Here is a 21,318-nt window from a genome sequence, read left to right on the forward strand (position 1 = left end):
GCCGCATGCTGCTCCTGCTCCTGGTCGCCAGCGTCCCCGTGGTGGGTATTGCCGGCGCCAATGCGTTCCTGAGTTACGAGGCCGAGCTGGCCGCCGGGCGGCGCACCGCCGCCATCCTGGGCGAGGTCGCCGCGACCCGCCATGGCGCCATCCTGCAGTTTCTCGACAATACCCTGCGTGGCCTGGCCCAGCAGGAAGAGGCGCTGAACGACCCCGCGATCTGCTCGCGCTTCCTGCGCCGCATGCTCTCGGTCAACGCCGCGCATTACAGCAATGTCTGGGTGACGACGCCGGATGGGCGGATCACCTGCTCCGCCCTGCCGCCGCGCGATGTCAGCCTGGCCGGCGACCCGCTGCTGGCCGAGGCCCGGACCGACCGCGTCGCCCTCAGCGGGTTCCGCACCGGCCGCATCAGCGGCGAGCCGGTGCTCAGCGCCGTGCTGGCCGCGCCCGGCCTGGTGGTCGGCGCCAGCCTGCGGCTGAGCATCTTCGAGCAGGCCGAGGCGGCGGCGCCGAAGCGCGCCGCGCAGCGCGTCTGGCTGGTCGACCGCGAGGGCACCGCCCTGCCCCTGACCACCGCCGCGGCGGATGAACTGCCGGATGCCGCGCTGCTGCGCGACCTGGCCAGCCTGCCGCAGGGCGGTGCGATCGAGACGCGCTCGCGACGCGGCGACGACTACGCCTATGCCAGCGCCCGGCTGGATCCCGGCCTCGGCCTGCTGGTCGGGCTGCCCACCGGGGAGATCCGCAAGGCCGCGCACAATGTGCTGCTGCGCCGGGCGATGGAGCTGGCCGCCTTCCTGCTGGCCTGCCTGGTGGTCATCGTGCTGGGCGCGGATCTCGCCATCGCCCGGCCGCTGCGGCTGCTGGCGGCGCGGGTGCGGCAATGGCGCCCCGGCGCGCCCTTCGCCCCCGTCTTCCGCCGCGGCGAGCCGGATGAGGTGCGGGCGCTGGAACAGGCCTTCGCCGACGCCGCCGCCGCCATCAGCGGGCGGGAGGAGGAGCTGCGCGGCGCGCTGCGCCAGCGCGACCTGCTGATGGCCGAGATCCACCACCGGGTGAAGAACAACCTGCAGATCGTGGCCAGCCTGCTGAACCTGCAGGCCAACCGGCTGCGCGACCCCACGGCGCGGGCGGAATTCGCCACCGCCCGCGACCGCGTCCAGGCGCTGGCCACGCTGCACCGCCACCTCTACACCAACCAGACCTTCGAGGTGATCGCGCTGCGCCCCTTCCTGGAGGAGCTGGCGCAGCAGCTCTTCGCCGCCATCGGCGAGCGGCCGGGCCAGCGCATCCGCCTGACCGTCGAGGCCGACGAGCTGGAGATCGTCACCGACCAGGCCGTCTCGCTGGCCCTGCTGGTGACCGAGACGGTGACCAACGCCATCAAGCACGGCTTCCCCGATGCGCGCAGCGGCAGCATCACCATCGCGGTGCGCAGCCTGGGCGAGGAGGCGGAGCTGCGCATCCATGATGACGGGCTGGGCATGCGGCTGGACGAGGAGGAGGGCAGCCAGGGCATCGGGCTGACGCTGATCCGCGGCTTCGCCGCGCATCTGGGCGGCGAGATCGTCATGCGGCGCGAGGACGGCACCGAGCTGCTGCTGCGCTTCCCGCTGCGCCGGCGCGAGGCCGACCAGCATCCGCGCGCCACCCCGCCGCAGCCCGCCGCCGCCGCGCCCTGAGCGGCCGCCCTCCCCGCCTCTCGCCCCGCAGACTCCCCCGCCCCGCCGGCCGATTTGCCGCAACCCGTGGCGGCGCTGCCGTGTTGCAGGCACGAAGAAGGAGTGCATGCGATGCGCAAGATCCTTGCGGCGGCCCTGCCCGCCCTGCTGCTGTCCCTGCCGCTGGTGGCCTGCAACGAAGGCCCGGCCGAGCGGGCGGGCCGCAGCGTCGACAATGCCGCGCAGAACCTGCGCGACGCGGTGGATCCGCCGCGCGGCCCGGGCGAGCGCCTCGGCCGCAGCATCGACCGCGCCACCGATTGATCCCACACGGCAGGAGACTTTCCATGCGCCGTCTTTCCCAGGCGATCGACACCGGCTCCGTCGAGGAGCGCCTGCATGAGTTGCGCCAGAAGCTCGACACGCTGATCGAGGAGCAGGTGAACCCGGCGCTGTCGCGCGCCGGCCACCATGCGCAGGACATGGCGCAGCGCGCCCAGGGCATGGCCCAGCGCCTCGGCCACGACACGCGGCGCGAGGCCGAGCAGGTGCTGGGCGTGGTGCGCGAGCGCCCGGTCGCCACCATCGCCATCGCCGTCGGCGTGGGCTTCCTGATCGCCAAGCTGCTGCGGCGCTGAGGGCATGCGCGCCATCCGCCTCGCCACCGCCTCGCTGGAGGCGGAGCGTGTCCGCCTCGGCCTCTACGGGCGCCGCATGGCGGTGCGCGCCGGCCTGGCGGCGGTGGCCGCCGTCTTCCTCTGCGCCGCCCTGGCCATGCTGCATGTGCTGGCCTGGGTGGCGCTGACGCCGGGCGTCGGCCCGCTCGGCCGCGCCGGCATCCTGCTCGGCGCCGATCTGGTGATCGCGGTCGTGCTGCTGCTGATCGCCATGCGCGACCGGCCGACCACGCAGGAGATCGAGGCCCGGGTGCTGCGCGACACCGCGCTGACCCAGGCGCGCGCCAGTCTGAGTGTCGTCACCGTGCTGGGCGGCCTCGCCGCCTCGCCCTGGCTCGGCATCGTACTGGGGCTGTTCCGCCGGCGCCGCCGCGCCCGCTGAACCGCGCCCGAAGGCCGCGAAAAAGGGCGCCCCCGCCAGGGGGCGCCCTTTTTCATGCCGCGGCCCCGCCCGGGCGGCTCAGCCCAGCAGGCGGTGCAGCAGCTGGATCAGCTGAGCGCGCTCGGCGTCGGAGAGCGGCGAGAGCAGCTGCTCATTGGCGCGGCGCCCCTGCGCCACCGCCTCGGTCAGCACCGCCTCCCCGGCCGGGGCGAGCGACAGCACCAGGGTGCGCCGGTCCAGCGGGTCGCGCGCCACCTCGACCAGGCCGCGGTCGCGCAGCCGGGCGATGACGCCCTGGATGGTCGCCGGGTCCAGCGCCACGGCGCGGCCCAGCGCGTTCTGCGTGGCGCGGCCGAGCTCGCCCAGCTTCAGCAGGGTGGCGAATTGCGTGGAGGTGAGGCCGCCCACCGCGCCGCGATCCTGGAACAGCGAGGCATGGCGCTGATGCGCCCGGCGCAGCAGATGGCCGACCGACTGGTCCAGGCTGTAATGCGCCGTCTCGGCCGGCGGCACCGTGCCCGGCGCGGCGCGGCGCACGGCCGTCCCCGTGCCGGCGGCACCCGCCTGGCTCCGCACCGCATCCAGCAGCAGCGTGATGTCCCGATCGGAAATGGCCTGCCCCTTCTCCAGCCGCCGCACGCAGTGCAGCATTCCCGCAGGGGAGAGGCGCGTCAACCGCTGCTGACGCCCCCCAGCCCTGCAGGGCCAGAAGCTTCGCGCGCCGAGGCTGCGCGCGGCGGAGACCGGCCAGGAAGGCGGGAACCGGGCGGGCGGGCCCGGCGGGAAGGCGGCGTAGGGTCGCCCCCGCCGCAAGCGGGTCGCCTCAGCCGCGCAGCAGGCGCGCGGCGTGCATGGCCAGCGCGCCGAGGCCGAGGCCGAGCGCCGCCATGGCGGCGCGGTCGGCATGCCATTGCAGCCGCTCGGCCAGGATGGCGGAGAGGCGGCGATGCGCGCCGCGGGCGGTGCCGCTGCCATCGCCGGCCAGGACGGAAAGCTGGCGCCAGAGCGGGCGCCACAGCGCGCTGCCGCGCAGATCCTGGCGCGGCACCCGCATCGCCGTGGCCCAGAGGCCGAGCCACACCGCGGCGGTGAGCAGCGCGCCGCTCTGCAGCGACAGCGCCGGCTCGGCCGCCAGCCCGGCCATGACCAGGACGATGCCAAGGGCGAGGCCGCCGAGGATGCGGCGGATCCTGTGGTCAGCCAGAGTGCGGAGCGTATCCATCGAGCCTTCCTTCCCCCCGCATGCTGACGCCCTGCACGCGAAGATGCCAGCCGGTTTTCGCGTCCAGCCGGGGCGCGGCGCGGAAAAACGGCGTCGCCGGCGGCGGGGCGGGGTCCGGAGGGCCGTGTCCGGCCCCCATCGGATATGGGGCCAACGATGCAGCGCGCCAAGCGTTGCGCGGCGCGGCGGGGCGGGATGACAGCGCCGTCACCCCCGGGCGGCCGGCGCGGCCCGGCCGCGGCGCAGGTCGTGGTTGCGGCGCGGCATGGCATTGCCATAACGTTCCGAAGCGAATCGGTTCCCACGAAACGGATCCCGGTTCGCCAATAAGATGAAACCTCTGTAACCCTGCTGCCGGGCCGATTTCCACGATTTCACCGCCCGGATGGCAAGGTCACAATCCGATTGCCGTCACCCTGGCAGGGCATCAGGCCAGGGCGACGGGCTGACGACCGCGCATCCAAGAGCGCGGAATATCAACAAGAACCGGGGGAGGCGGCGAACCGTACCTCCGGGCAGGGCAGGAATGGGTTCGACCAATGGCATCCGCGATTCCACGGACAGAAGCGGCCAAGCGGCCGATGACGCGCGAAGAGAGGCGCGTGATCCTGGCCTCATCGCTCGGGACCGTCTTCGAGTGGTATGATTTCTACCTCTACGGTTCGCTGGCCATCTTCATCGCCGCCAAGTTCTTCACCGTTCTCGGGGCGGATGGCAGGCCGATCTTCGATGAGGCGACCCGCAACGTCTTCGCCCTGCTGGCCTTCGCCGCCGGCTTCCTGGTGCGCCCCTTCGGCGCGCTGGTCTTCGGCCGCCTCGGCGACCTGGTCGGGCGCAAATACACCTTCCTGATCACCATCGTGATCATGGGCGCCTCCACCTTCATCGTCGGTGTGCTGCCGACCGCCGAGCAGATCGGCATCGCCGCGCCGATCATCCTGATCGTGCTGCGCTGCCTGCAGGGCCTGGCGCTGGGCGGCGAGTATGGCGGTGCCGCCACCTATGTGGCCGAGCATTCGCCGCATGGCCGCCGCGGCTTCTACACCAGCTTCATCCAGGTCACCGCGACGGGCGGCCTGTTCCTGTCGCTGATCGTCATCCTCAGCACCCAGGCCATCACGGGTGAGGCCGCCTTCCGCGACTGGGGCTGGCGCGTGCCCTTCCTGGTCTCGATCGTGCTGCTGGCGATCTCGGTCTGGATCCGCACCCAGATGGAGGAGAGCCCCGCCTTCAAGAAGATGAAGGCCGAGGGCACCCATTCCAAGGCGCCGCTGACCGAGGCCTTCGGCCAGTGGAAGAACGCCAAGATCGCGCTCTTCGCGCTGCTCGGCCTCGTCGCCGGCCAGGCGGTGGTCTGGTACACGGGCCAGTTCTACGCGCTGTTCTTCCTGGGCTCGGTGCTGAAGGTCGACAGCTACACCACCAACCTGCTGATCGCCTGGGCGCTGCTGCTCGGCTCCGGCGGCTTCGTCTTCTTCGGCTGGCTGTCCGACAAGGTCGGCCGCAAGCCGATCATCCTCGGCGGCTGCCTGATCGCCGCCCTGACCTATTTCCCCCTGTTCAAGCTGATGAGCGCCGAGGCCAACCCGGCGCTGCACGCCGCCCACCAGAACATCACCGTGGTGGTGCGGGCCGACCCGGCGGATTGCTCCTTCCAGTTCAACCCGACCGGCACGGCGCGCTTCACCAATTCCTGCGACATCGCCAAGGCGGCGCTGGCGCGGCTCTCGGTCAACTACACGGTCGAGAGCGCGCCCCCCGGCACCCCGGCCAGCGTCAGCGTGGCCGGCAATGTGGTGACCAGCGGCCAGCCCAACTTCGCCCAGTCGCTGGGCGCGGCGATCACCGCCGCGGGCTATCCGGCGGCCTCGAACCCGACCGTGGTCCGGGTGCGCCACCCGCTCGACATCTTCGGCGAGCAGCAGCTGGTGCTGATCGCGGTGCTGACCCTGCTGGTGATCTACGTCACCATGGTCTACGGCCCGATCGCGGCGGCGCTGGTCGAACTGTTCCCGACCCGCATCCGCTACACCTCGATGTCGCTGCCCTATCACATCGGCAATGGCTGGTTCGGCGGCCTGCTGCCGGCCACCAGCTTCGCCATGATCGCGCAGACCGGCGACGTGTATTTCGGCCTCTGGTACCCGGTGGCCATCGCGCTCTTCACCGTGGTGATCGGCATCTTCTTCGTGCCCGAGACCAAGGATCGCGACATCTTCGCCGACGACACGGCGGAGGCGCCGCAGGGCAACACCGCGCGGCTGCGCGGCTGAGGCCTCGCCCCTGGCGGCATGGGAAGGGGGGCTCCGGCCCCCCTTTTCTTTTCAGAAGAAGCGTTCTTTTTTGAAAAAAAGAACCAAAAAACTTCTGTCATTTGGCGTCCCGCTGTGCCGGGAGACGGCGGCAGCCTGGAAAAGTCTTTTTGCTTCTTTTTCTTCAGAAAAAGAAGAATAACTGAAATCAATAAAATCAGGGAGGTACCGCCATGGATGATGGCTATGACAGGATGCACGCGGCCTGGCGGCGCGACCCCGAGGGCTATTGGCTGGGCGCCGCCGCCGGAATCGACTGGGCCGTCCCGCCCGGCCGCGCCTTCGACGCTGGCCACGGCCCCTATGGGCGCTGGTTTCCCGACGCCCGGCTGAACATCTGCCACAACGCGCTGGACCGCCATGTCGCCGCCGGGCGCGGCGGGCAGGACGCGCTGATCTGGGACAGCCCGCTGGCCAGCGCCAAGGCCCGGCTGAGCTATGCCGAGCTGCTCGACCGCACCGCGCGGCTGGCCGGCGCCATGGCCGCGCGCGGCGTGGGCCAGGGCGACCGCGTGGTGATCTACATGCCGATGGTGCCGGAGGCGGTGATCGGCATGCTGGCCTGCGCCCGCCTCGGCGCCGTGCATTCGGTGGTGTTCGGCGGCTTCGCGGCGGCCGAGCTCGCCGCGCGCATCACCGATGCGGAGCCGAAGCTGGTGCTCTCCGCCTCCTGCGGGATCGAGCCGGGGCGGGTGGTGAAATACAAGCCGCTGCTGGATGCGGCGCTCGGCCTCTCCCCGCACCGGCCGGCGGCGGGCTGCCTGATCCTGCAGCGCGAATCCTGGCGCTGCGAGCTGACGCCCGGCCGCGACGCGGACCTGCTGGCGGCGATCGAGGCCGCCACGCCGCACCCTTGCGTCGAGGTGGCGGCGACCGACCCGCTCTACATCCTCTACACCAGCGGCACGACCGGGAAGCCCAAGGGCGTGCTGCGCGATTGCGGCGGCTATGCCGTGGCGCTGCACCACTCGATGGGGCTGCTCTATGGCGTGGGCGCGGGCGATGTCGCCTGGACCGCCAGCGATGTCGGCTGGGTGGTCGGGCATTCCTACATCGTCTACGGCCCGCTGCTCGCCGGCTGCACGACGCTGGTCTATGAGGGCAAGCCGGTCGGCACGCCGGATGCGGCCGCCTTCTGGCGCGTCTGCGCCGAGCACGGGGTGAAGACCCTGTTCACCGCCCCCACCGCGCTGCGCGCCATCAAGAAGGAGGATCCGGAGGGGCGGATGCTGGCCGGGCACGACCTCTCCAGGCTGGAGGCGCTGTTCCTGGCCGGCGAGCGCTGCGACCCGGACACCGCCCTCTGGGCGGAGCGGCTGCTGCGCCGGCCGGTGATCGACCATTGGTGGCAGACCGAGACGGGCTGGTGCATCACCGGCAATTTCCGCGGCGCGGGCCTGTTCCCGATGCGCGCCGGCTCCGGCGGCAAGCCCGCGCCCGGCCATGTCGTGGAGGCGCTGGACGAGGCCGGCCGCCCCCTGCCCGCGGGCCGGACCGGCAGCCTGGCGCTGCGCCTGCCGCTGCCGCCGGGCTGCGCGCCGACGCTCTACCGCGCCGATGCGCGGTTCCGCGAAGCCTATCTCGACGCCTTCCCCGGCTACTACAACACCGGCGATGCCGGCATGGTGGATGCGGAGGGCTATGTCTGGGTGATGTCGCGCACCGACGACATCATCAATGTCGCCGGCCACCGCCTCTCGACCGGCGCGATCGAGGAGGTGCTGGCCAGCCACCCGGATGTCGCCGAATGCGCGGTCGTCGGGGTGAAGGATGCGCTGAAGGGCCAGGCGCCGCTCGGCCTGGTGGTGCTGAAGGCGGGCGTGGACAAGGACGAGGCGGTGCTGGAGGCCGAGCTGGTGGCGCTGGTGCGCGAGCGCATCGGCCCCGTCGCCGCCTTCAAGCGGGCGCGGGCGGTGCAGCGCCTGCCCAAGACCCGCTCGGGCAAGATCCTGCGCGCCACGCTGCGCAAGCTGGCGGATGGGGAGGAATTCGCCGTGCCCGCCACCATCGACGACCCGATGATCCTGGAGGAGATCGGGGCGGTGCTGGCGCGGGCCTGAGCCTCCGGCTCTGCGCGGAAGCGGGACGCCCTAGAGCCGCCAGTCGACCGAGTCGCGGCCCTGGGCGCGCAGGAAGTCATTCGCCCGGCTGAAGGGGCGGGAGCCGGCGAAGGGGCTGGCGCTGCGCGCCGCCTGGGCCGCGGCCAGGGGCGAGGGGTGGTCGGATTCCAGCAGCAGATGCGGCGTGCCGCGCAGCAGCTCCGCCCGCTTGCGCGCATGCCCGCCCCAGAGCAGGAAGGCCACCGGATCGGGCCTTACGCCCAGCACGCGCAGCACCTCGTCGGTGAATTCGTGCCAGCCGGCCCGGGCATGGCTGCCGGCCTTGCCTTCCTCCACCGTCAGCGCGGTGTTGAGCAGCAGCACGCCCTCATCCGCCCAGCGCGTCAGGCAGCCATGCGCCGGCGCGGCGATGCCGCAATCCGCCGCCAGCTCGCGATGGATGTTGCGCAGCGAGGGCGGGATGCGCACCCCCGGTGGCACGGAGAAGGACAGGCCCATGGCCTGGCCCGGCCGGTGATACGGGTCCTGGCCCAGGATCACCGCCTTCACCTGCGCGAGCGGCGTGCGCTGCAGGGCGGCGAACACCAAGGGTTCCGGCGGGTAGATCGCCTTGCCCGCCGCACGCTCAGCCAGCAGGAACTCCGCCAGCCGGTCCATGACCGGCATGGCGAAGGCGGGGCCGAGCGCGCCGCGCCAGCAGGGCGGCAGCGCGTCCAGCGCCGCGCTCCAGGCCGGATGCACCATGCGGCTCGGCCTCAGCGCGCGCTCGCGCTGGCCTCCGACCGGTGCGCGCCGACGCGCGACGCCAGGGCGGCGGCCATGAAATCATCCAGCTCGCCATCCAGCACCGCGTCGGGATTGCCCTTCTCGACATTGGTGCGCAGATCCTTGACCAGCTGGTAGGGCGCCAGGACGTAGGAGCGGATCTGGTGGCCCCAGCCGATATCGGTCTTGCTCGCCTCGGTGGCGGCGTTGACCTCCTCGCGCTTGCGCAGCTCCAGCTCGTAGAGGCGCGCCTTCAGCATATCCATGGCGATGACGCGGTTGCGGTGCTGGCTGCGGTCCTGGGTCGAGGCGGCGACGATGCCGGTCGGGATATGGGTGAAGCGCACGCCGGATTCGGTCTTGTTGACGTGCTGCCCGCCAGCGCCCGAGGCGCGGAAGGTGTCGGTCTTCAGGTCGGCCGGGTTGATCTCGATCTCGATCTTGTCGTCGATCACCGGGAAGACATAGACGCTGGCAAACGAGGTCTGGCGGCGGGCGGCGGCGTCGAAGGGCGAAATCCGCACCAGGCGGTGCACGCCGCTTTCCGTCTTCAGCCAGCCATAGGCGTTGGGGCCGGAGACCTGGATGGTCGCCGATTTGATGCCGGCCTGCTCGCCCTCGCTCTCCTCGGTCAGCTGCACCTTGTAGCCGCGCTTCTCGGCCCAGCGCTGATACATGCGCAGCAGCATCTGCGCCCAGTCCTGCGCCTCGGTGCCGCCGGCGCCGGCATTCACCTCGACGAAGCAGTCGCGCATATCGGCCTCGCCCGACAGCAGGCTCTCGATCTCGCGGCGCTTGGCCTCGGCGGCAAAGCTGTGCAGATCGGCGATGGCGGCGTCCGCCGTGGCGGTATCGCCCTCGGCCTCGGCCAGCTCGATCAGCTCCAGCGCGTCCTTGACGTCCTGCTCCAGCTTCTTCACGCCCTCGACCTGGTCGGCCAGGCGGTTGCGCTCGCGCATCACGGCCTGTGCCTCGTCGGGCTTCTCCCACAGGGTGGGGTCCTCGGCGCGGGCATTCACCTCGTCCAGCCGGCGCAGCGCCACGTCCCAGTCGAGGTGGCGGCGCAGCAGGGCGATGGAATCCTCGATCTGGCCGCGCAGGGCCTCGGCATCGGCACGCATCTGTCACATTCCTCCACGGCGCGGCGGCGGCTCAAGCGGGGCCAGAACAAGTCCGGGGGAATGAATTCCCCCGGGCCCCCATCTTTTCTCTGTCAGGGCCGGCGGGCGCTGCCCGCCGTCGGGGCGGGGGCAGCTTCCAGGGCAGCAAAGCGGCTTAGTAGAGCCCGCCCAGGTTGCTGTCCACGCCAGCCGGGGTGTCGGAGGACATGACGCTGTTGTCCACCGGCGGCCGGGCGGCGTTCTCGGTGCCCGGGCGGAACGGCTCCAGGATGGTCTGGCCATTGTCCAGCTGGGTGCGCACCAGCGCGACACCCGGCGGGGCGCGGAACGGCACCGGCGGGCTGTTGCCCAGCGCCGCGGCGACGACGTCGTGGAACACCGGGGCGGCGGTGCTGCCGCCGGTCTCGCCGCTGCCCAGGCTGCGCGGCTCGTCATAGCCGATCCAGACGGCGACCGCGATGTCGGGGGTGAAGCCCACGAACCAATTGTCCATGTAGTCGTTGGTGGTGCCGGTCTTGCCGGCCACCGGGCGGTTCAGCCCGGCCCCGGCGCGGGTGCCGGTGCCGTACTGCACCACGCCCTGCAGCAGCGACACCATCTGGTAGGCGGCGATCGGGTCGGTCAGCTGGCGGCGCTCATCCACCAGCCGCGGCGGCTCGCCATTCGGGCCGCTGTCGCAGCCCTCGCAGCGGCGGTTGTCGGCGCGCCAGACGACGCGGCCGAAGCGGTCCTGCACGCTGTCGATCAGCGTCGGCGCCACCTCCTTGCCGCCGCTGGCGAAGGAGGCATAGGCGGCGGCCATGCGCATCACCGTCGTCTCGCCGGCGCCGAGCGCCATGGACAGCACCCGCGGCATGTTGGGGATGACATGGAAGCGCGCCGCCGTCTCCGCCACGCGATCGATGCCGATCTCCTGCGCCAGCCGCACGGTGACCAGGTTGAGCGACTTCTGCAGCGCCGTGCGCATCGTCACCCAGCCGTTGAAATTGTTGCTGTAATTGCCCGGGCGCCAGATGCCCTGCGGGGTGCGGATCTCGATCGGCCCGTCCAGCAGCTGCTGGTTGGGCGGGATGCCCATCTCCAGCGCCGGCAGGTAGACGAAGGGCTTGAAGGAGGAGCCGGGCTGGCGCAGCGCCTGGGTGACGCGGTTGAACCAGCTCTTCTCGAAGGAGAAGCCGCCGGCCATGGCCAGCACGCGCCCGGTCTGCGGGTCGAGCGCGACGACGGCGCCCTCCACCTGCGGGATCTGCCGCAGGGCGAGCCGCGCCGGGCGGGCCGGGCTGCGGCCCTGGGCGGCGGTGGCCGGCAGGCTTTCCACCAGCACCACATCGCCGACCGAGACGACATCCTGCATGCGGCGCGGCGCCACGCCCAGCCTTCCGTCGCGGCCGACCGGGCGGGCCCAGCCCATATCCTCGAAGGGCAGGCTCGCCTGGCGCGGCTGGGCGGGGGTGGCGCGGTCGGGCTTCTCCACCCAGCCGAGCCGCGCCTCGCGCGCCTCGACGGAGAGCACCACGGCCAGGCGCCATTCGGGCAGCGCGCCGGGCGGGCGGGCCACCGCCTCCAGCGCCGGCATCCATTCGGTGGCGCCGGCCTCGATGCGGGTCACCGGGCCGCGCCAGCCGCCGCGCCGGCGGTCGTAATTCATCAGCCCCTCGCGCAGCGCCGCCTCGGTCGCGGCCTGCAGCTCGGGCTCCATGCTGGTGCGCACCACCAGCCCGCCCATGGTGGTCTGGTCCTGGCCGAAGCGGGTGACCAGCTCGCGCCGCACCTCCTCGGTGAAGTACTGGCCGACCGCCACCATGTCGGGGCGGGCGCGGCCGCGCGGCACGATCGGCTCCTGCTTCGCCGCATCGGCCTCGGCGCGGCTGACCGCGCCGTCATCGACCATGCGGTCCAGCACCCAGTCGCGGCGGGCCTTGGCGGCCTCGGGGAAGCGGGCGGGGTTGTAGTTGTTGGGCGCCTTGGGCAGCGCGGCGAGGAAGGCGGTCTCGCCCAGCGTCAGCTCGTCGAGGCCCTTGTTGAAGTAGTTCATCGCCGCGGCGGCGACGCCATAGGCCTGGGCGCCCAGGAAGATCTCGTTCAGGTAGATCTCGAGGATGCGCTCCTTCGGCATGGCGCTTTCCAGCCGGAAGGCCAGCACCGCCTCGCGCACCTTGCGCAGGATGGTGCGCTCATTGCCCACCAGCATGTTCTTGGCGACCTGCTGGGTGATGGTGGAGGCGCCGCCGGCGCGCCTGCCGCTGGCCAGCCCCTCGACATTGCTGATCACCGCGCGGGCGATGCCGATCGGGTCGACGCCGTGATGGTCCCAGAAGCGCTGGTCCTCGGCGGCGGTGAAGGCCTGCTGCACGCGGCGCGGAATGGCGCCGATCGGCAGGAAGACGCGGCGCTCCAGCGCCAGCTCGGCCATCAGCTTGGAATCCGCCGCGTAGATGCGGCTCATCTGCGGCGGCTGGTAATCGGCCAGCCAGGCATGCTCGGGCAGGTCGGCCGTCGCCTGGCGGTAGAAGCCATAGGCGGCGATGCCGCCCACCGCGGTGACCGCCAGCCCGACCGCCAGGCCGAACCCGGCCAGCCGGGCGACCAGGCGGCCCAGGCCGCGCCCGCCCTTGCCGGCATCGCCGCCCTTGCGGCCGCGCCCATTGCCGCCGCGGCCCTTGCGGGGCGGGCGTGGCGGGCGGCCGCCGGGATCCGCCGGCTGGGCGGCCTCGGGCGGGCGGGAAGCCGGGGCGCGCTCGCCCACCAGCGGACGGTCAGCGCGAAGATCGTTCGGTGCCATGGCGCGATCCCCTTACACCGCCCGGGCCGGGCGCGCGAAGCGTGGAGTGGGCATGGCGGCCAGATGGGAAAGCCAAAGCCTTCACACCAGGGTGAAGCCTTGTTTCAGAAACCCCTGACACCGGTCGCAAGAACACGCGCCGCGCCGGATGCTGCAGCGCGTCACCCGCCGGCGGGCGGGCAGGGCGGGCAGCGCCCGGCTCTCCGCCGCTTCAACGGCCGGGCCGGCCACCGGGTTGTGCGGCGGCGCAGCGAAAGCGGGGTATTTTTCGCGCCCCCGCCTCGGCACCCGGCGCCGGCTCAGCCGCGGAGCAGCAGCACCCCATTGCCGGAGGGGTCGCGGCCGGCCAGGCCCTCGGCGGTCTCCACCGCCCCGCGCAGCCCGGCGGCGGCGATCTCCCAGGCGGCGTCGTCGCGCGCCGCCAGCACCACCTGCTCCAGCCCCAGCAGCCCTTCCGGCCGCTGCCCGGCGCTGTGCCAGCCATTCACCGCCAGATGGTGGTGATAGCCGCCGCTGGCCAGGAAGCGGGCCTGCGGCCGCGCATGCATCTCCTGCAGCCCAAGCCCCTCATAGAAGGCGGCGGTGGCCGGGATGTCGCCGCCGCGCAGATGCACATGGCCGATGCGCAAGCCCGGCGGCAGCGCCGCCTGCGGCGCCTCGGCCAGCAGCGAATCCAGGTCCAGCCGGCGCGTCCACATGCCGACGCGCTCGCCCGCCCCGGGCTGCGGCCAGTCGGCGCGCGGCCGGTCGGCATAGACCTCGATCCCGTTGCCCTCCGGATCGGTCAGGTACAGCGCCTCGCTGATGCCGTGGTCCGACGCCCCCTCCAGCGCGATGCCGAGCGCCGCGGCATGCCGCAGCCAGCCGGCCAGCGCGGCGCGGGAGGGCAGCAGGAAGGCGGTGTGGAACAGGCCGGGCTCATGCCCCTGCCCGGCGCGCGCCGCCGGGGCGGGGCGCAGCCGCAGCAGGCCGCCGGCCTGCCAGAGCCCATCCTCGTGCCGCGCCGGCAGGCCCAGCAGCCGCTCATACCAGCGGGCCAGCCCCGCCGCGTCGCGCGCCGCCAGCGCCACCGCCACCGGATGCAGCGGCGCCGTCCAGGGGCGCTCCGCCGCCAGCGCGTCGGCGGGGAAGTCCAGGGAAGCGGTGCGGGCGTCGGACATGGCGGAACTCCTTTCCCGCTATCTGGGCCCGGGGCGGCGCCAGCGGAAATCCGCATCCGGAAGGACCATCATTGGCCGCGCGCATGATGCCGCCTTGGCCGCGGCCGCGCCGCGCTTCTACTGTCAGCGCGCATGCATCACGCGCCCCCCCTGCTCGCCCTGCTGGTCATCGCCCTGACCCTGGCCTTCGTCTTCGGCACCATCGCCCGGCTGCTGCGCCTGCCGCCGCTGATCGGCTATCTGGTGGCCGGCGCCGTGGTCGGGCCGCACACGCCGGGCTTCTCGGCCGATCTCGGCTTCACCGCGACGCTGGCCGAGGTCGGCGTCGGCCTGCTGCTGTTCGGCGTCGGGCTGCATTTCCGCGCCGAGGATCTGCTGGCGGTCTGGCGCGTGGCGCTGCCGGGCGCGGTGGCGCAGGTCGCCGCCGCCGGGCTGCTGGGCGGGCTGGCCGGGGTGGCGCTGCTCGGCCTGTCCGGCGCCGGCGCCTTCGCCTTCGGCCTGGCCCTGGCCATCGCCTCCACCGCCGTGGCGACACGGGCGCTGGAGGAGCGCGGCCGCCTCTCCGGCGAGGCCGGGCGGCTGGCGCTGGGCTGGCTGGTGGTGCAGGACCTGATCGTGGTGCTGGGGCTGGTGCTGCTGCCGGCGCTCTCCGGCCGCGGCCAGGAGGGCGGGCTGGCCTGGGCCATGCTGCGCGCGGTGGGCGAGCTGGTGGCCTTCATGGCGCTGATGCTGCTGGCCGGGCGGCGCGTGCTGCCCTGGGCGCTGAAGCGGGTCGCCCGCACCGGCTCGCGCGAGTTGTTCACCCTGGCCGTGGTGGTGGTGGCGCTGGGCGTCGCCTATTCGGCGACCGCGCTGTTCCATGTCTCCTTCGCGCTCGGCGCCTTCTTCGCGGGCGTGGTGCTGGGGGAGAGCGATCTCGGTCACCAGGCGGCGGCCGAGACGGTGCCGCTGCAGCGCGTCTTCGCCGCCATCTTCTTCTTCTCGGTCGGCATGCTGCTGGACCCGGCCAACCTGGCCAGCGCGCCCTGGGCCTCGGCCGCCGCGCTGCTGGTGGTGCTGATCGGCACCGGCGGCGCCACCTTCGCCCTGCTGCTGCTGTTGCGGGTGCCACCCGCCACCGCCGCCGTGGTCGGCGCCGCCATGGCGCAGATCGGCGAATTCTCCTTCGTGCTGGCGGAGCTGGCGATCGGCCAGGGCGCCCTGCCGGCCGAGGCGCGCGGGCCGATCCTGCTCGGCAGCTTCGGCGCCATCCTGCTGCTGCCGCTGACCTTCCGCGCCTTCGCCGCCCTGGCGCCGCGGCTGGCGGCCAGCCCGGCGCTGTCACGCTGGCAGCGGGGGCGCGCCGCCGCGGCGCCGCCGCATCCCGGCCTGCCGGCGCTGGAGCAGCACGCCATCCTGGTGGGCTATGGCCGCGTCGGCGCCACCATCGCCGCCGCGCTGCGCCGCCACAACCTGCCGCTGGTGGTGGTGGAGGAGGACCGGCGCATCGCCGATGCCGCCCGCGCCGAGAGCCTGCCGGTGATCTGGGGCGACGCCGCCAAGGAGGAGGTGCTGCAGGGCGCCCGGCCGCACCAGGCGCGGCTGCTGATCCTGGCCCTGCCCGGGGCCTGGGAGGCGCGGCAGGTGATCGCCCTGGCGCGCGCCGCCAACCCGGCCATCGAGGTCGCGGTGCGCACCCATGATGATGAGGAGGTGGCTTGGCTGCGCCAGGAGGCCAGTGTCGGCATGGCGGTGATGGGCGAGCGCGAGGTGGCGCTCGGCATGGCCGATTTCGCCATGCAGCGCCTGGGCGTCTCGCCCTCCACCGCGCAGGCGACGGTCGATGTGCTGCGCGCCCGCATGCCGGGCGAGGGGCTGGCGGGCGAGCCGCTGCCCGGAGCTGCCTGATGGAAGCCGCCTGATGGGAGCCGCCTGATGGGAGCCGCCTGATGCCGCCCGACCACATGCCGCCGGCGACGCCGCTGGCCCGCCCCCGGCTGCGGCGCCATGCCGCGCCCGGCAGCCCGACCCTGCTGTTCCTGCACGGCGCCGGCTGCGGCGCCTGGGTGTGGGAGCAGGGCTTCGCCGCCCGCTTCGCCGAGGCCGGCTACCCCTCCCTGGTGCTGGAGCTGAAGCGCCGCGCGCCGGCGGGCGGGAGGCGGGGCTGGCCGATTATGTCGCGCAGGCGCGCACGGCGCTGATGCAGGCCGGCGGGCCGGTGGTGGCCATCGGCCATTCGCTGGGCGCGCTGGTGGCCCAGCGCCTGCTGCTGGAGCCGCGGCTGCGCGCCGCCGCCCTGCTGGCGCCGGTGCCGCCCGAGGGGCTGTGGCTGTCCAGCACCAGGCTGGCGCTGACCGACCCGGCGCTGTGGGCCGAGGCCGCGCGCATGGACGCGCCGCCCGGCAGCACCCCGCCCGAGCTGGCGCCCGCCCTGTTCGGCGCTGGCATGCCGGTGCCGCTGGCGCGCGACTACGCGGCGCGGCTGGGCGGCGAATCCCGCACCGCCCTGCTGGAGGCGCAGCTGCCCCAGCCGGTGCCCTATGGCTGGCTGCATGGCCGCCCGGTGCTGGTGCTGGGCGCCGGGGAGGACCGGCTGATCCCCGAGGATGCGGTGCGCCGCTGCGCGCTCTGGCATGGCCGCCATGCCGAGTTCCTGCCCGGGCATGGCCATCTGATGATGCTGGAGCCGGGCTGGCCGGCGCTGGCCGACCGGCTGATCGCCTGGCTGCAGGCGCTGCCGGGCTGAGGCGAGCCCGCCTCCCCCGGCGGGTCAGGCCGGCGGGTCAGGCCTGCGGGTCAGACCGGTGCGTCGGGCGCCGGCGGGGCCTCCCCATGCTCCACCACCAGCCGCACCAGGTCGCGCCACTCATTCTTGCGGTTGGCCATGCGGGGGCTGCCATCCGGCATCCAGGTGTGCAGCGTCAGCGCGCCCTTGGCCCAGAGCCCGTCGAACAGCGCCTCGCGCGACAGGGCCAGCTCGGCGGTGCGGGCATAGACCGCCTCCTTCACCCGCGGCTGCACCTTGATCAGCCAGAAGGCCATGCCGGCCGCCAGCAGCACGGCGCCGACATGGATGTTGGCCAGCACGGCGCCGAGGAAGCTCACCACCAGGATCGCCGCCGGCACCGCCAGCGTCTCGAAGGGCCGGTAGGCGGGCGAGCCCGGCATGTTCATCTTGCGGATATCGACGCCGAGCTGGATCCGGTCCTGCCGGATCAGCTCGCGCAGCGTCTCGAACTCGTTCATGCCTCGGGCGCTTTCCCATTCCCCTGCGGCGGGCCCTCCGGAAAGGCGGCCCGCATCAGCGCCCTTGTGTAGTCCGCCCGGGGCGCGCGCAACACCGCCTCCGCCGCCCCCATCTCCACCACCTGGCCGCCCTTCATCACCAGGATGCGGTGCGCCATGGCGCGCACCACCCGCAGATCATGGCTGATGAACAGATAGGCCAGCCGGTGCTTCGCCTGCAGCCCGCGCAGCAGCTCCACCACCTGCGCCTGCACCGAGACGTCGAGCGCACTCGTCGGCTCGTCCAGCACCAGCAGGCGCGGCTGCAGCACCAGAGCGCGGGCGATGGCGATGCGCTGGCGCTGGCCGCCGCTGAACTCATGCGGGTAGCGCTCGGCCGTGGCAGGGTCGAGCCCGACCTCCTCCAGCGCCGCGCGCACCCGGGCCGCGCGATCGGTGGCGGACAGGCCGGGCTCATGCACCGCCAGCCCCTCGCCCACGATCTCGGCGACACTCATGCGCGGCGAGAGCGAGCCATAGGGGTCCTGGAACACCACCTGCATGCGCGCGCGCAGCGGCCGCAGCGCGGCGCGCGACAGGCCCTGGATCGGCTGGCCCTCGAAGGCGATGCGGCCCTCGCTGCGCTCCAGCTGCAGCAGCGCCAGGCCGAGCGTCGTCTTGCCGCTGCCGCTCTCCCCCACCAGGCCGAGCGTCTCGCCCTCCCGCAGGGTGAGCGACACGCCATCGACCGCGCGCACCTCCCCCACCTGGCGGCGCAGCAGGCCGCGGCGGATCGGGAAATGCACGCGCACCTGATCGGCCTCCAGCAGCGTCGCGGCCTCCTCCGGCACCGGGGCCGGGGCGCCGCGCGGCTCGGTCTCCAGCAGCAGGCGGGTGTAGTCGTGGCGCGGATCGGTCAGCACCTGCCCCGCCGGGCCCTGCTCCACCACCTGGCCATGCCGCATCACCACCACCGTGTCAGCCTGCTGCCGCACGATGGAGAGGTCATGCGTGATCAGCAGCATCGCCATCGACAGGCGCTGCTTCAGCTCGGCCAGCAGAGCCAGGATCTGCGCCTGGATGGTGACGTCGAGCGCCGTGGTCGGCTCATCGGCGATCAGCAGGCGCGGGTCGTTGGCGAGTGCCGCCGCGATCATCACGCGCTGCCGTTGCCCGCCCGAGAGCTGGTGCGGGAAGGCGTCCAGCCGCTTCGAGGGCTCCGGCAGGCCGGCGCGCTCCAGCAGCATCAGCACCCGCTCGCGCAGCGCGCTGCCGCGCAAGGGCTGGTGCAGCCGCACCGCCTCCCCCACCTGGCGGCCGATGCTGTGCAGCGGGTTCAGGCTGGTCATCGGCTCCTGGAACACCATGCCGGCGACACCGCCGCGCAGCCGCTGCAATTCGGCCGTGTCGGCGCGCAGCACATCGGTGCCGTCCAGCAGGATGCGGCCCGTGGGGTTGGCGCCGGCCGCCGGCAGCAGCCGCAGGCAGGACAGCGCCGTGACGCTCTTGCCGCTGCCGCTCTCGCCCACCAGCGCCACCGTCTCGCCGGGGCGCACATCGAAGGAGACGTCCCGCACCACGGTGCGGCCGCGGAAGGCGACGCTGAGATTCTCGACGGAGAGAAGGGTCATGGCAGGGGGCTCCGCCCCCTGGCCCCCGCTGGGGGGACAGGGTCCCCCCAGACCCCGCCATCCGTTTGGCGCCAACTGAAGGCGGGGTCCGGGGTGGCCCTGCCACCCCGGCGGGGCCCGGGGCAGCGCCCCGGCTCTACCACTTTCATCCTTGGCTCCCCCCCGGCAGCTTGCGCGGATCGAAGGCGTCGCGCACCGCCTCGCCCACGAAGATCAGCAGGGTGAGCACGCCGCCCAGCACGAAGAAGGCGGTGAGCCCGAGCCAGGGCGCCTGCAGGTTGTTCTTGCCCTGGCTCACCAGCTCGCCCAGCGAGGGCGAGCCCGGCGGCAGGCCGAAGCCCAGAAAGTCCAGGCTGGCCAGGATGGTGACCGAGCCGGAAAGCAGGAAGGGCAGGAAGGTCAGCGTCGCCACCATGGCGTTGGGCAGGATGTGGCGCGCCATCAGCCGCGTGTCGGAGACGCCGAGCGCCTTGGCCGCGCGCACGTAATCCAGGTTGCGGCCGCGCAGGAATTCCGCCCGCACCACGCCGGTGAGCGACATCCAGGAGAACAGCAGCAGGAAGATGAGCAGCGTCCAGAAGCCCGGCTCGATCACGCTGGAGAGGATGATCAGCAGGAAGAGCTGCGGCATGCCCGACCAGATCTCGATGAAGCGCTGGAAGCCCAGATCGACCCAGCCGCCGTAATAGCCCTGCACCGCCCCCGCCGCGATGCCGATGACGGAGGAGACGAGGGTGAGGGCGAAGCCGAACAGCACCGAGACGCGGAAGCCATAGATGACGCGGGCCAGCACGTCGCGCGCCTGGTCATCGGTGCCGAGCGGGTTCTGCCAGCTGGGCGGCGAGGGCGCCGGGCGGCCGAGATCCTTGATGATGGTGTCGTAGCGATAGGGCAGCGGCGGCCAGAGCATCCAGCCGCCCTTCTCGCGGATCTCCTCCTGCAGCGCGGTGTCGCGCCAGACGGCGGCCGTCGGGAAGCCATCGGGGATGATGTCGCTCTCGGCATATTCGATGGCGACGGGGAAGAACCAGCGCCCCTCCACCTTGGCCAGAAGCGGGCGGTCATTCGCCACCAGCTCGGCGCAGAGCGTCACCAGGAACAGGGCGGCGAAGATCCAGAGCGACCACCAGCCGCGCCGATTGGCGCGGAAATTGGCCAGGCGCCGCTGCGTGATCGGCCTCATCGGCGGGCCTCGAAATCGATGCGCGGGTCGATCAGCGTGTAGGTGATGTCGCCCACGATCTGCATCACCAGGCCGAGCAGGGTGAAGATGTAGAGCGTGCCGAACATCACCGGGTAGTCGCGGCGGATCGCCGCCTCGAAGCCCAGCAGGCCGAGCCCGTCCAGGCTGAAGACGATCTCCACCAGCAGCGCGCCGGTGAACAGGATGCCGATGAAGGCGGCGGGGAAACCGGCGATGATCAGCAGCATGGCGTTGCGGAAGACATGGCCGTAGAGCACGCGCCCCTCGCTGGCGCCCTTGGCGCGCGCGGTCAGCACATACTGCTTGCCGATCTCCTCCATGAAGGAGTTCTTGGTCAGCATGGTCAGCCCGGCGAAGCCGCCGATCACCAGCGCCAGGGTGGGCAGCACCATGTGCCAGGCATAGTCCAGCGCCTGGCGCCAGAAGGGCCAAGACTCGGCGCCCGAGGAAGCCAGGCCGCGCAGCGGGAAGATCTGCAGGAAGGAGCCGCCGGCGAACAGCACCACCAGCAGGATGGCAAACAGGAAGCCCGGCACCGCATAGCCCACCAGCACCACGGCGGAGCTCCACATGTCGAAGCGGCTGCCATCGCGCACCGCCTTGCGGATGCCCAAGGGTATGGAGATCAGGTAGATGATCAGCGTCGACCACAGGCCGAGGCTGATCGAGACCGGCAGCTTCTCCCACAACAGATCCACCACCTTGCGGCCGCGGAACAGGCTCTCGCCGAAATCGAAGGTGAGATAGCCCTTCATCATGGTCAGGAAGCGCTCATGCGCCGGCTTGTCGAAGCCGAACATGCGCTCGATCTCGGCCACCACCGCCGGGTCCATGCCGCGCGCGCCGCGATAGGTGCCGGACGGCCCGCCGCCCTCGCCGCCGCCCTGGGAAGGGCCGCGCAGCTCGCCCTGGCTCTCGCCCGAGAGCCGCCCGATCGTGCTGCCGCCCTGGCCGCGCAGCTCGGCCAGCATCTGCTCCACCGGCCCGCCGGGCGCGAACTGCACCACGACGAAATTGATCAGGATGATGCCGAACAGCGTCGGCACCAGCAGCGCCAGCCTCCTGAGCAGATACGCTCCCATTTTTTCTTTCAGGCTGCCGCGTAAGGGTTGAGGGGCGGGACGCTGTACTTCG

At 72.6% G+C, this 21,318-nt stretch carries 19 protein-coding genes; 9 read left to right on the forward strand and 10 right to left on the reverse strand.

Annotated features, from left to right (window positions below):
* Positions 1-5 precede the first annotated feature (5 nt).
* From QE401_RS17225 to QE401_RS17240, 4 genes are all read left to right on the forward strand, one after another.
* Complete coding sequence (locus QE401_RS17225; RefSeq protein WP_307139366.1) at positions 6-1,685, forward strand: sensor histidine kinase; 1,680 nt, start codon at positions 6-8, stop codon at positions 1,683-1,685.
* Positions 1,686-1,796: 111 nt separating this feature from the next.
* Entirely contained in the window at positions 1,797-1,988 is a 192-nt protein-coding gene (locus QE401_RS17230; RefSeq protein ID WP_307139367.1) for a hypothetical protein, read from the forward strand.
* A 23-nt stretch (positions 1,989-2,011) separates the two neighbouring features.
* Positions 2,012-2,302, forward strand: coding sequence for a hypothetical protein (locus QE401_RS17235; protein ID WP_307139368.1), 291 nt, complete (start codon positions 2,012-2,014; stop codon positions 2,300-2,302).
* Between the two features lie 4 nt (positions 2,303-2,306).
* The gene (locus QE401_RS17240) at positions 2,307-2,723 is read left to right on the forward strand and encodes a hypothetical protein (protein WP_307139369.1); all 417 of its coding nucleotides are present in this window, start codon (positions 2,307-2,309) and stop codon (positions 2,721-2,723) included.
* Between the two features lie 78 nt (positions 2,724-2,801).
* On the opposite strand, the gene QE401_RS17245 is transcribed toward QE401_RS17240, so the two are convergent.
* Positions 2,802-3,362 carry a MarR family winged helix-turn-helix transcriptional regulator gene (locus QE401_RS17245; RefSeq protein WP_307139370.1) on the reverse strand — a complete coding sequence of 187 codons (561 nt, stop codon included), beginning with the start codon at positions 3,360-3,362 and terminating at the stop codon, positions 2,802-2,804.
* 184 nt (positions 3,363-3,546) lie between these two features.
* Entirely contained in the window at positions 3,547-3,945 is a 399-nt protein-coding gene (locus QE401_RS17250) for a hypothetical protein (protein WP_307139371.1), read from the reverse strand.
* A 602-nt stretch (positions 3,946-4,547) separates the two neighbouring features.
* Between QE401_RS17250 and QE401_RS17255 the strand changes: the two genes are divergently transcribed.
* Positions 4,548-6,218, forward strand: a complete 1,671-nt coding sequence (locus QE401_RS17255) for an MFS transporter (protein WP_307139372.1) — start codon at positions 4,548-4,550, stop codon at positions 6,216-6,218.
* A gap of 212 nt (positions 6,219-6,430) precedes the next feature.
* Positions 6,431-8,317 carry an AMP-binding protein gene (locus QE401_RS17260; RefSeq protein WP_307139373.1) on the forward strand — a complete coding sequence of 629 codons (1,887 nt, stop codon included), beginning with the start codon at positions 6,431-6,433 and terminating at the stop codon, positions 8,315-8,317.
* Between the two features lie 30 nt (positions 8,318-8,347).
* On the opposite strand, the gene ung is transcribed toward QE401_RS17260, so the two are convergent.
* From ung to QE401_RS17280, 4 genes are all read right to left on the reverse strand, one after another.
* The gene (gene ung / locus QE401_RS17265; protein ID WP_307139374.1) at positions 8,348-9,061 is read right to left on the reverse strand and encodes a uracil-DNA glycosylase; all 714 of its coding nucleotides are present in this window, start codon (positions 9,059-9,061) and stop codon (positions 8,348-8,350) included.
* Positions 9,062-9,072: 11 nt separating this feature from the next.
* Positions 9,073-10,203, reverse strand: coding sequence for a peptide chain release factor 2 (prfB, locus tag QE401_RS17270; RefSeq protein ID WP_307139375.1), 1,131 nt, complete (start codon positions 10,201-10,203; stop codon positions 9,073-9,075).
* Positions 10,204-10,357: 154 nt separating this feature from the next.
* On the reverse strand, positions 10,358-12,985 hold the full coding sequence (locus QE401_RS17275; RefSeq protein WP_307139376.1) for a penicillin-binding protein 1A: 2,628 nt from the start codon (positions 12,983-12,985) through the stop codon (positions 10,358-10,360).
* 299 nt (positions 12,986-13,284) lie between these two features.
* Positions 13,285-14,145: a VOC family protein gene (locus QE401_RS17280; protein ID WP_307139377.1), complete on the reverse strand. Its 861-nt coding sequence runs from the start codon at positions 14,143-14,145 to the stop codon at positions 13,285-13,287.
* Positions 14,146-14,277: 132 nt separating this feature from the next.
* Between QE401_RS17280 and QE401_RS17285 the strand changes: the two genes are divergently transcribed.
* The 3 genes from QE401_RS17285 to QE401_RS17295 are packed head-to-tail and all read left to right on the forward strand — an operon-like array spanning position 14,278 to position 16,870.
* Entirely contained in the window at positions 14,278-16,032 is a 1,755-nt protein-coding gene (locus QE401_RS17285; protein WP_307139378.1) for a cation:proton antiporter domain-containing protein, read from the forward strand.
* A gap of 41 nt (positions 16,033-16,073) precedes the next feature.
* Positions 16,074-16,325 (forward strand): hypothetical protein, encoded by a 252-nt coding sequence (locus QE401_RS17290; protein WP_307139379.1) that lies wholly within the window; start codon positions 16,074-16,076, stop codon positions 16,323-16,325.
* On the forward strand, positions 16,289-16,870 hold the full coding sequence (locus tag QE401_RS17295; protein WP_307140268.1) for an alpha/beta hydrolase: 582 nt from the start codon (positions 16,289-16,291) through the stop codon (positions 16,868-16,870). The genes QE401_RS17290 and QE401_RS17295 overlap by 37 nt, the downstream gene beginning before the upstream one ends.
* Positions 16,871-16,920: 50 nt before the next feature.
* On the opposite strand, the gene QE401_RS17300 is transcribed toward QE401_RS17295, so the two are convergent.
* The 4 genes from QE401_RS17300 to QE401_RS17315 all read right to left on the reverse strand — a co-directional run bounded on the left by QE401_RS17300 (position 16,921) and on the right by QE401_RS17315 (position 21,266).
* Positions 16,921-17,370, reverse strand: coding sequence for a hypothetical protein (locus tag QE401_RS17300; protein ID WP_307139380.1), 450 nt, complete (start codon positions 17,368-17,370; stop codon positions 16,921-16,923).
* Positions 17,367-18,980 (reverse strand): ABC transporter ATP-binding protein, encoded by a 1,614-nt coding sequence (locus tag QE401_RS17305; RefSeq protein ID WP_307139381.1) that lies wholly within the window; start codon positions 18,978-18,980, stop codon positions 17,367-17,369. The genes QE401_RS17300 and QE401_RS17305 overlap by 4 nt, the downstream gene beginning before the upstream one ends.
* A gap of 145 nt (positions 18,981-19,125) precedes the next feature.
* Entirely contained in the window at positions 19,126-20,163 is a 1,038-nt protein-coding gene (locus QE401_RS17310; protein WP_307139382.1) for an ABC transporter permease, read from the reverse strand.
* Positions 20,160-21,266 (reverse strand): microcin C ABC transporter permease YejB, encoded by a 1,107-nt coding sequence (locus tag QE401_RS17315; RefSeq protein WP_307139383.1) that lies wholly within the window; start codon positions 21,264-21,266, stop codon positions 20,160-20,162. Before QE401_RS17315 ends, QE401_RS17310 begins: the two co-directional genes overlap by 4 nt.
* Positions 21,267-21,318: the final 52 nt, after the last annotated feature.

It is taken from the genome of Pseudoroseomonas cervicalis (assembly GCF_030818485.1).
GTDB lineage: Bacteria > Pseudomonadota > Alphaproteobacteria > Acetobacterales > Acetobacteraceae > Pseudoroseomonas > Pseudoroseomonas cervicalis_A.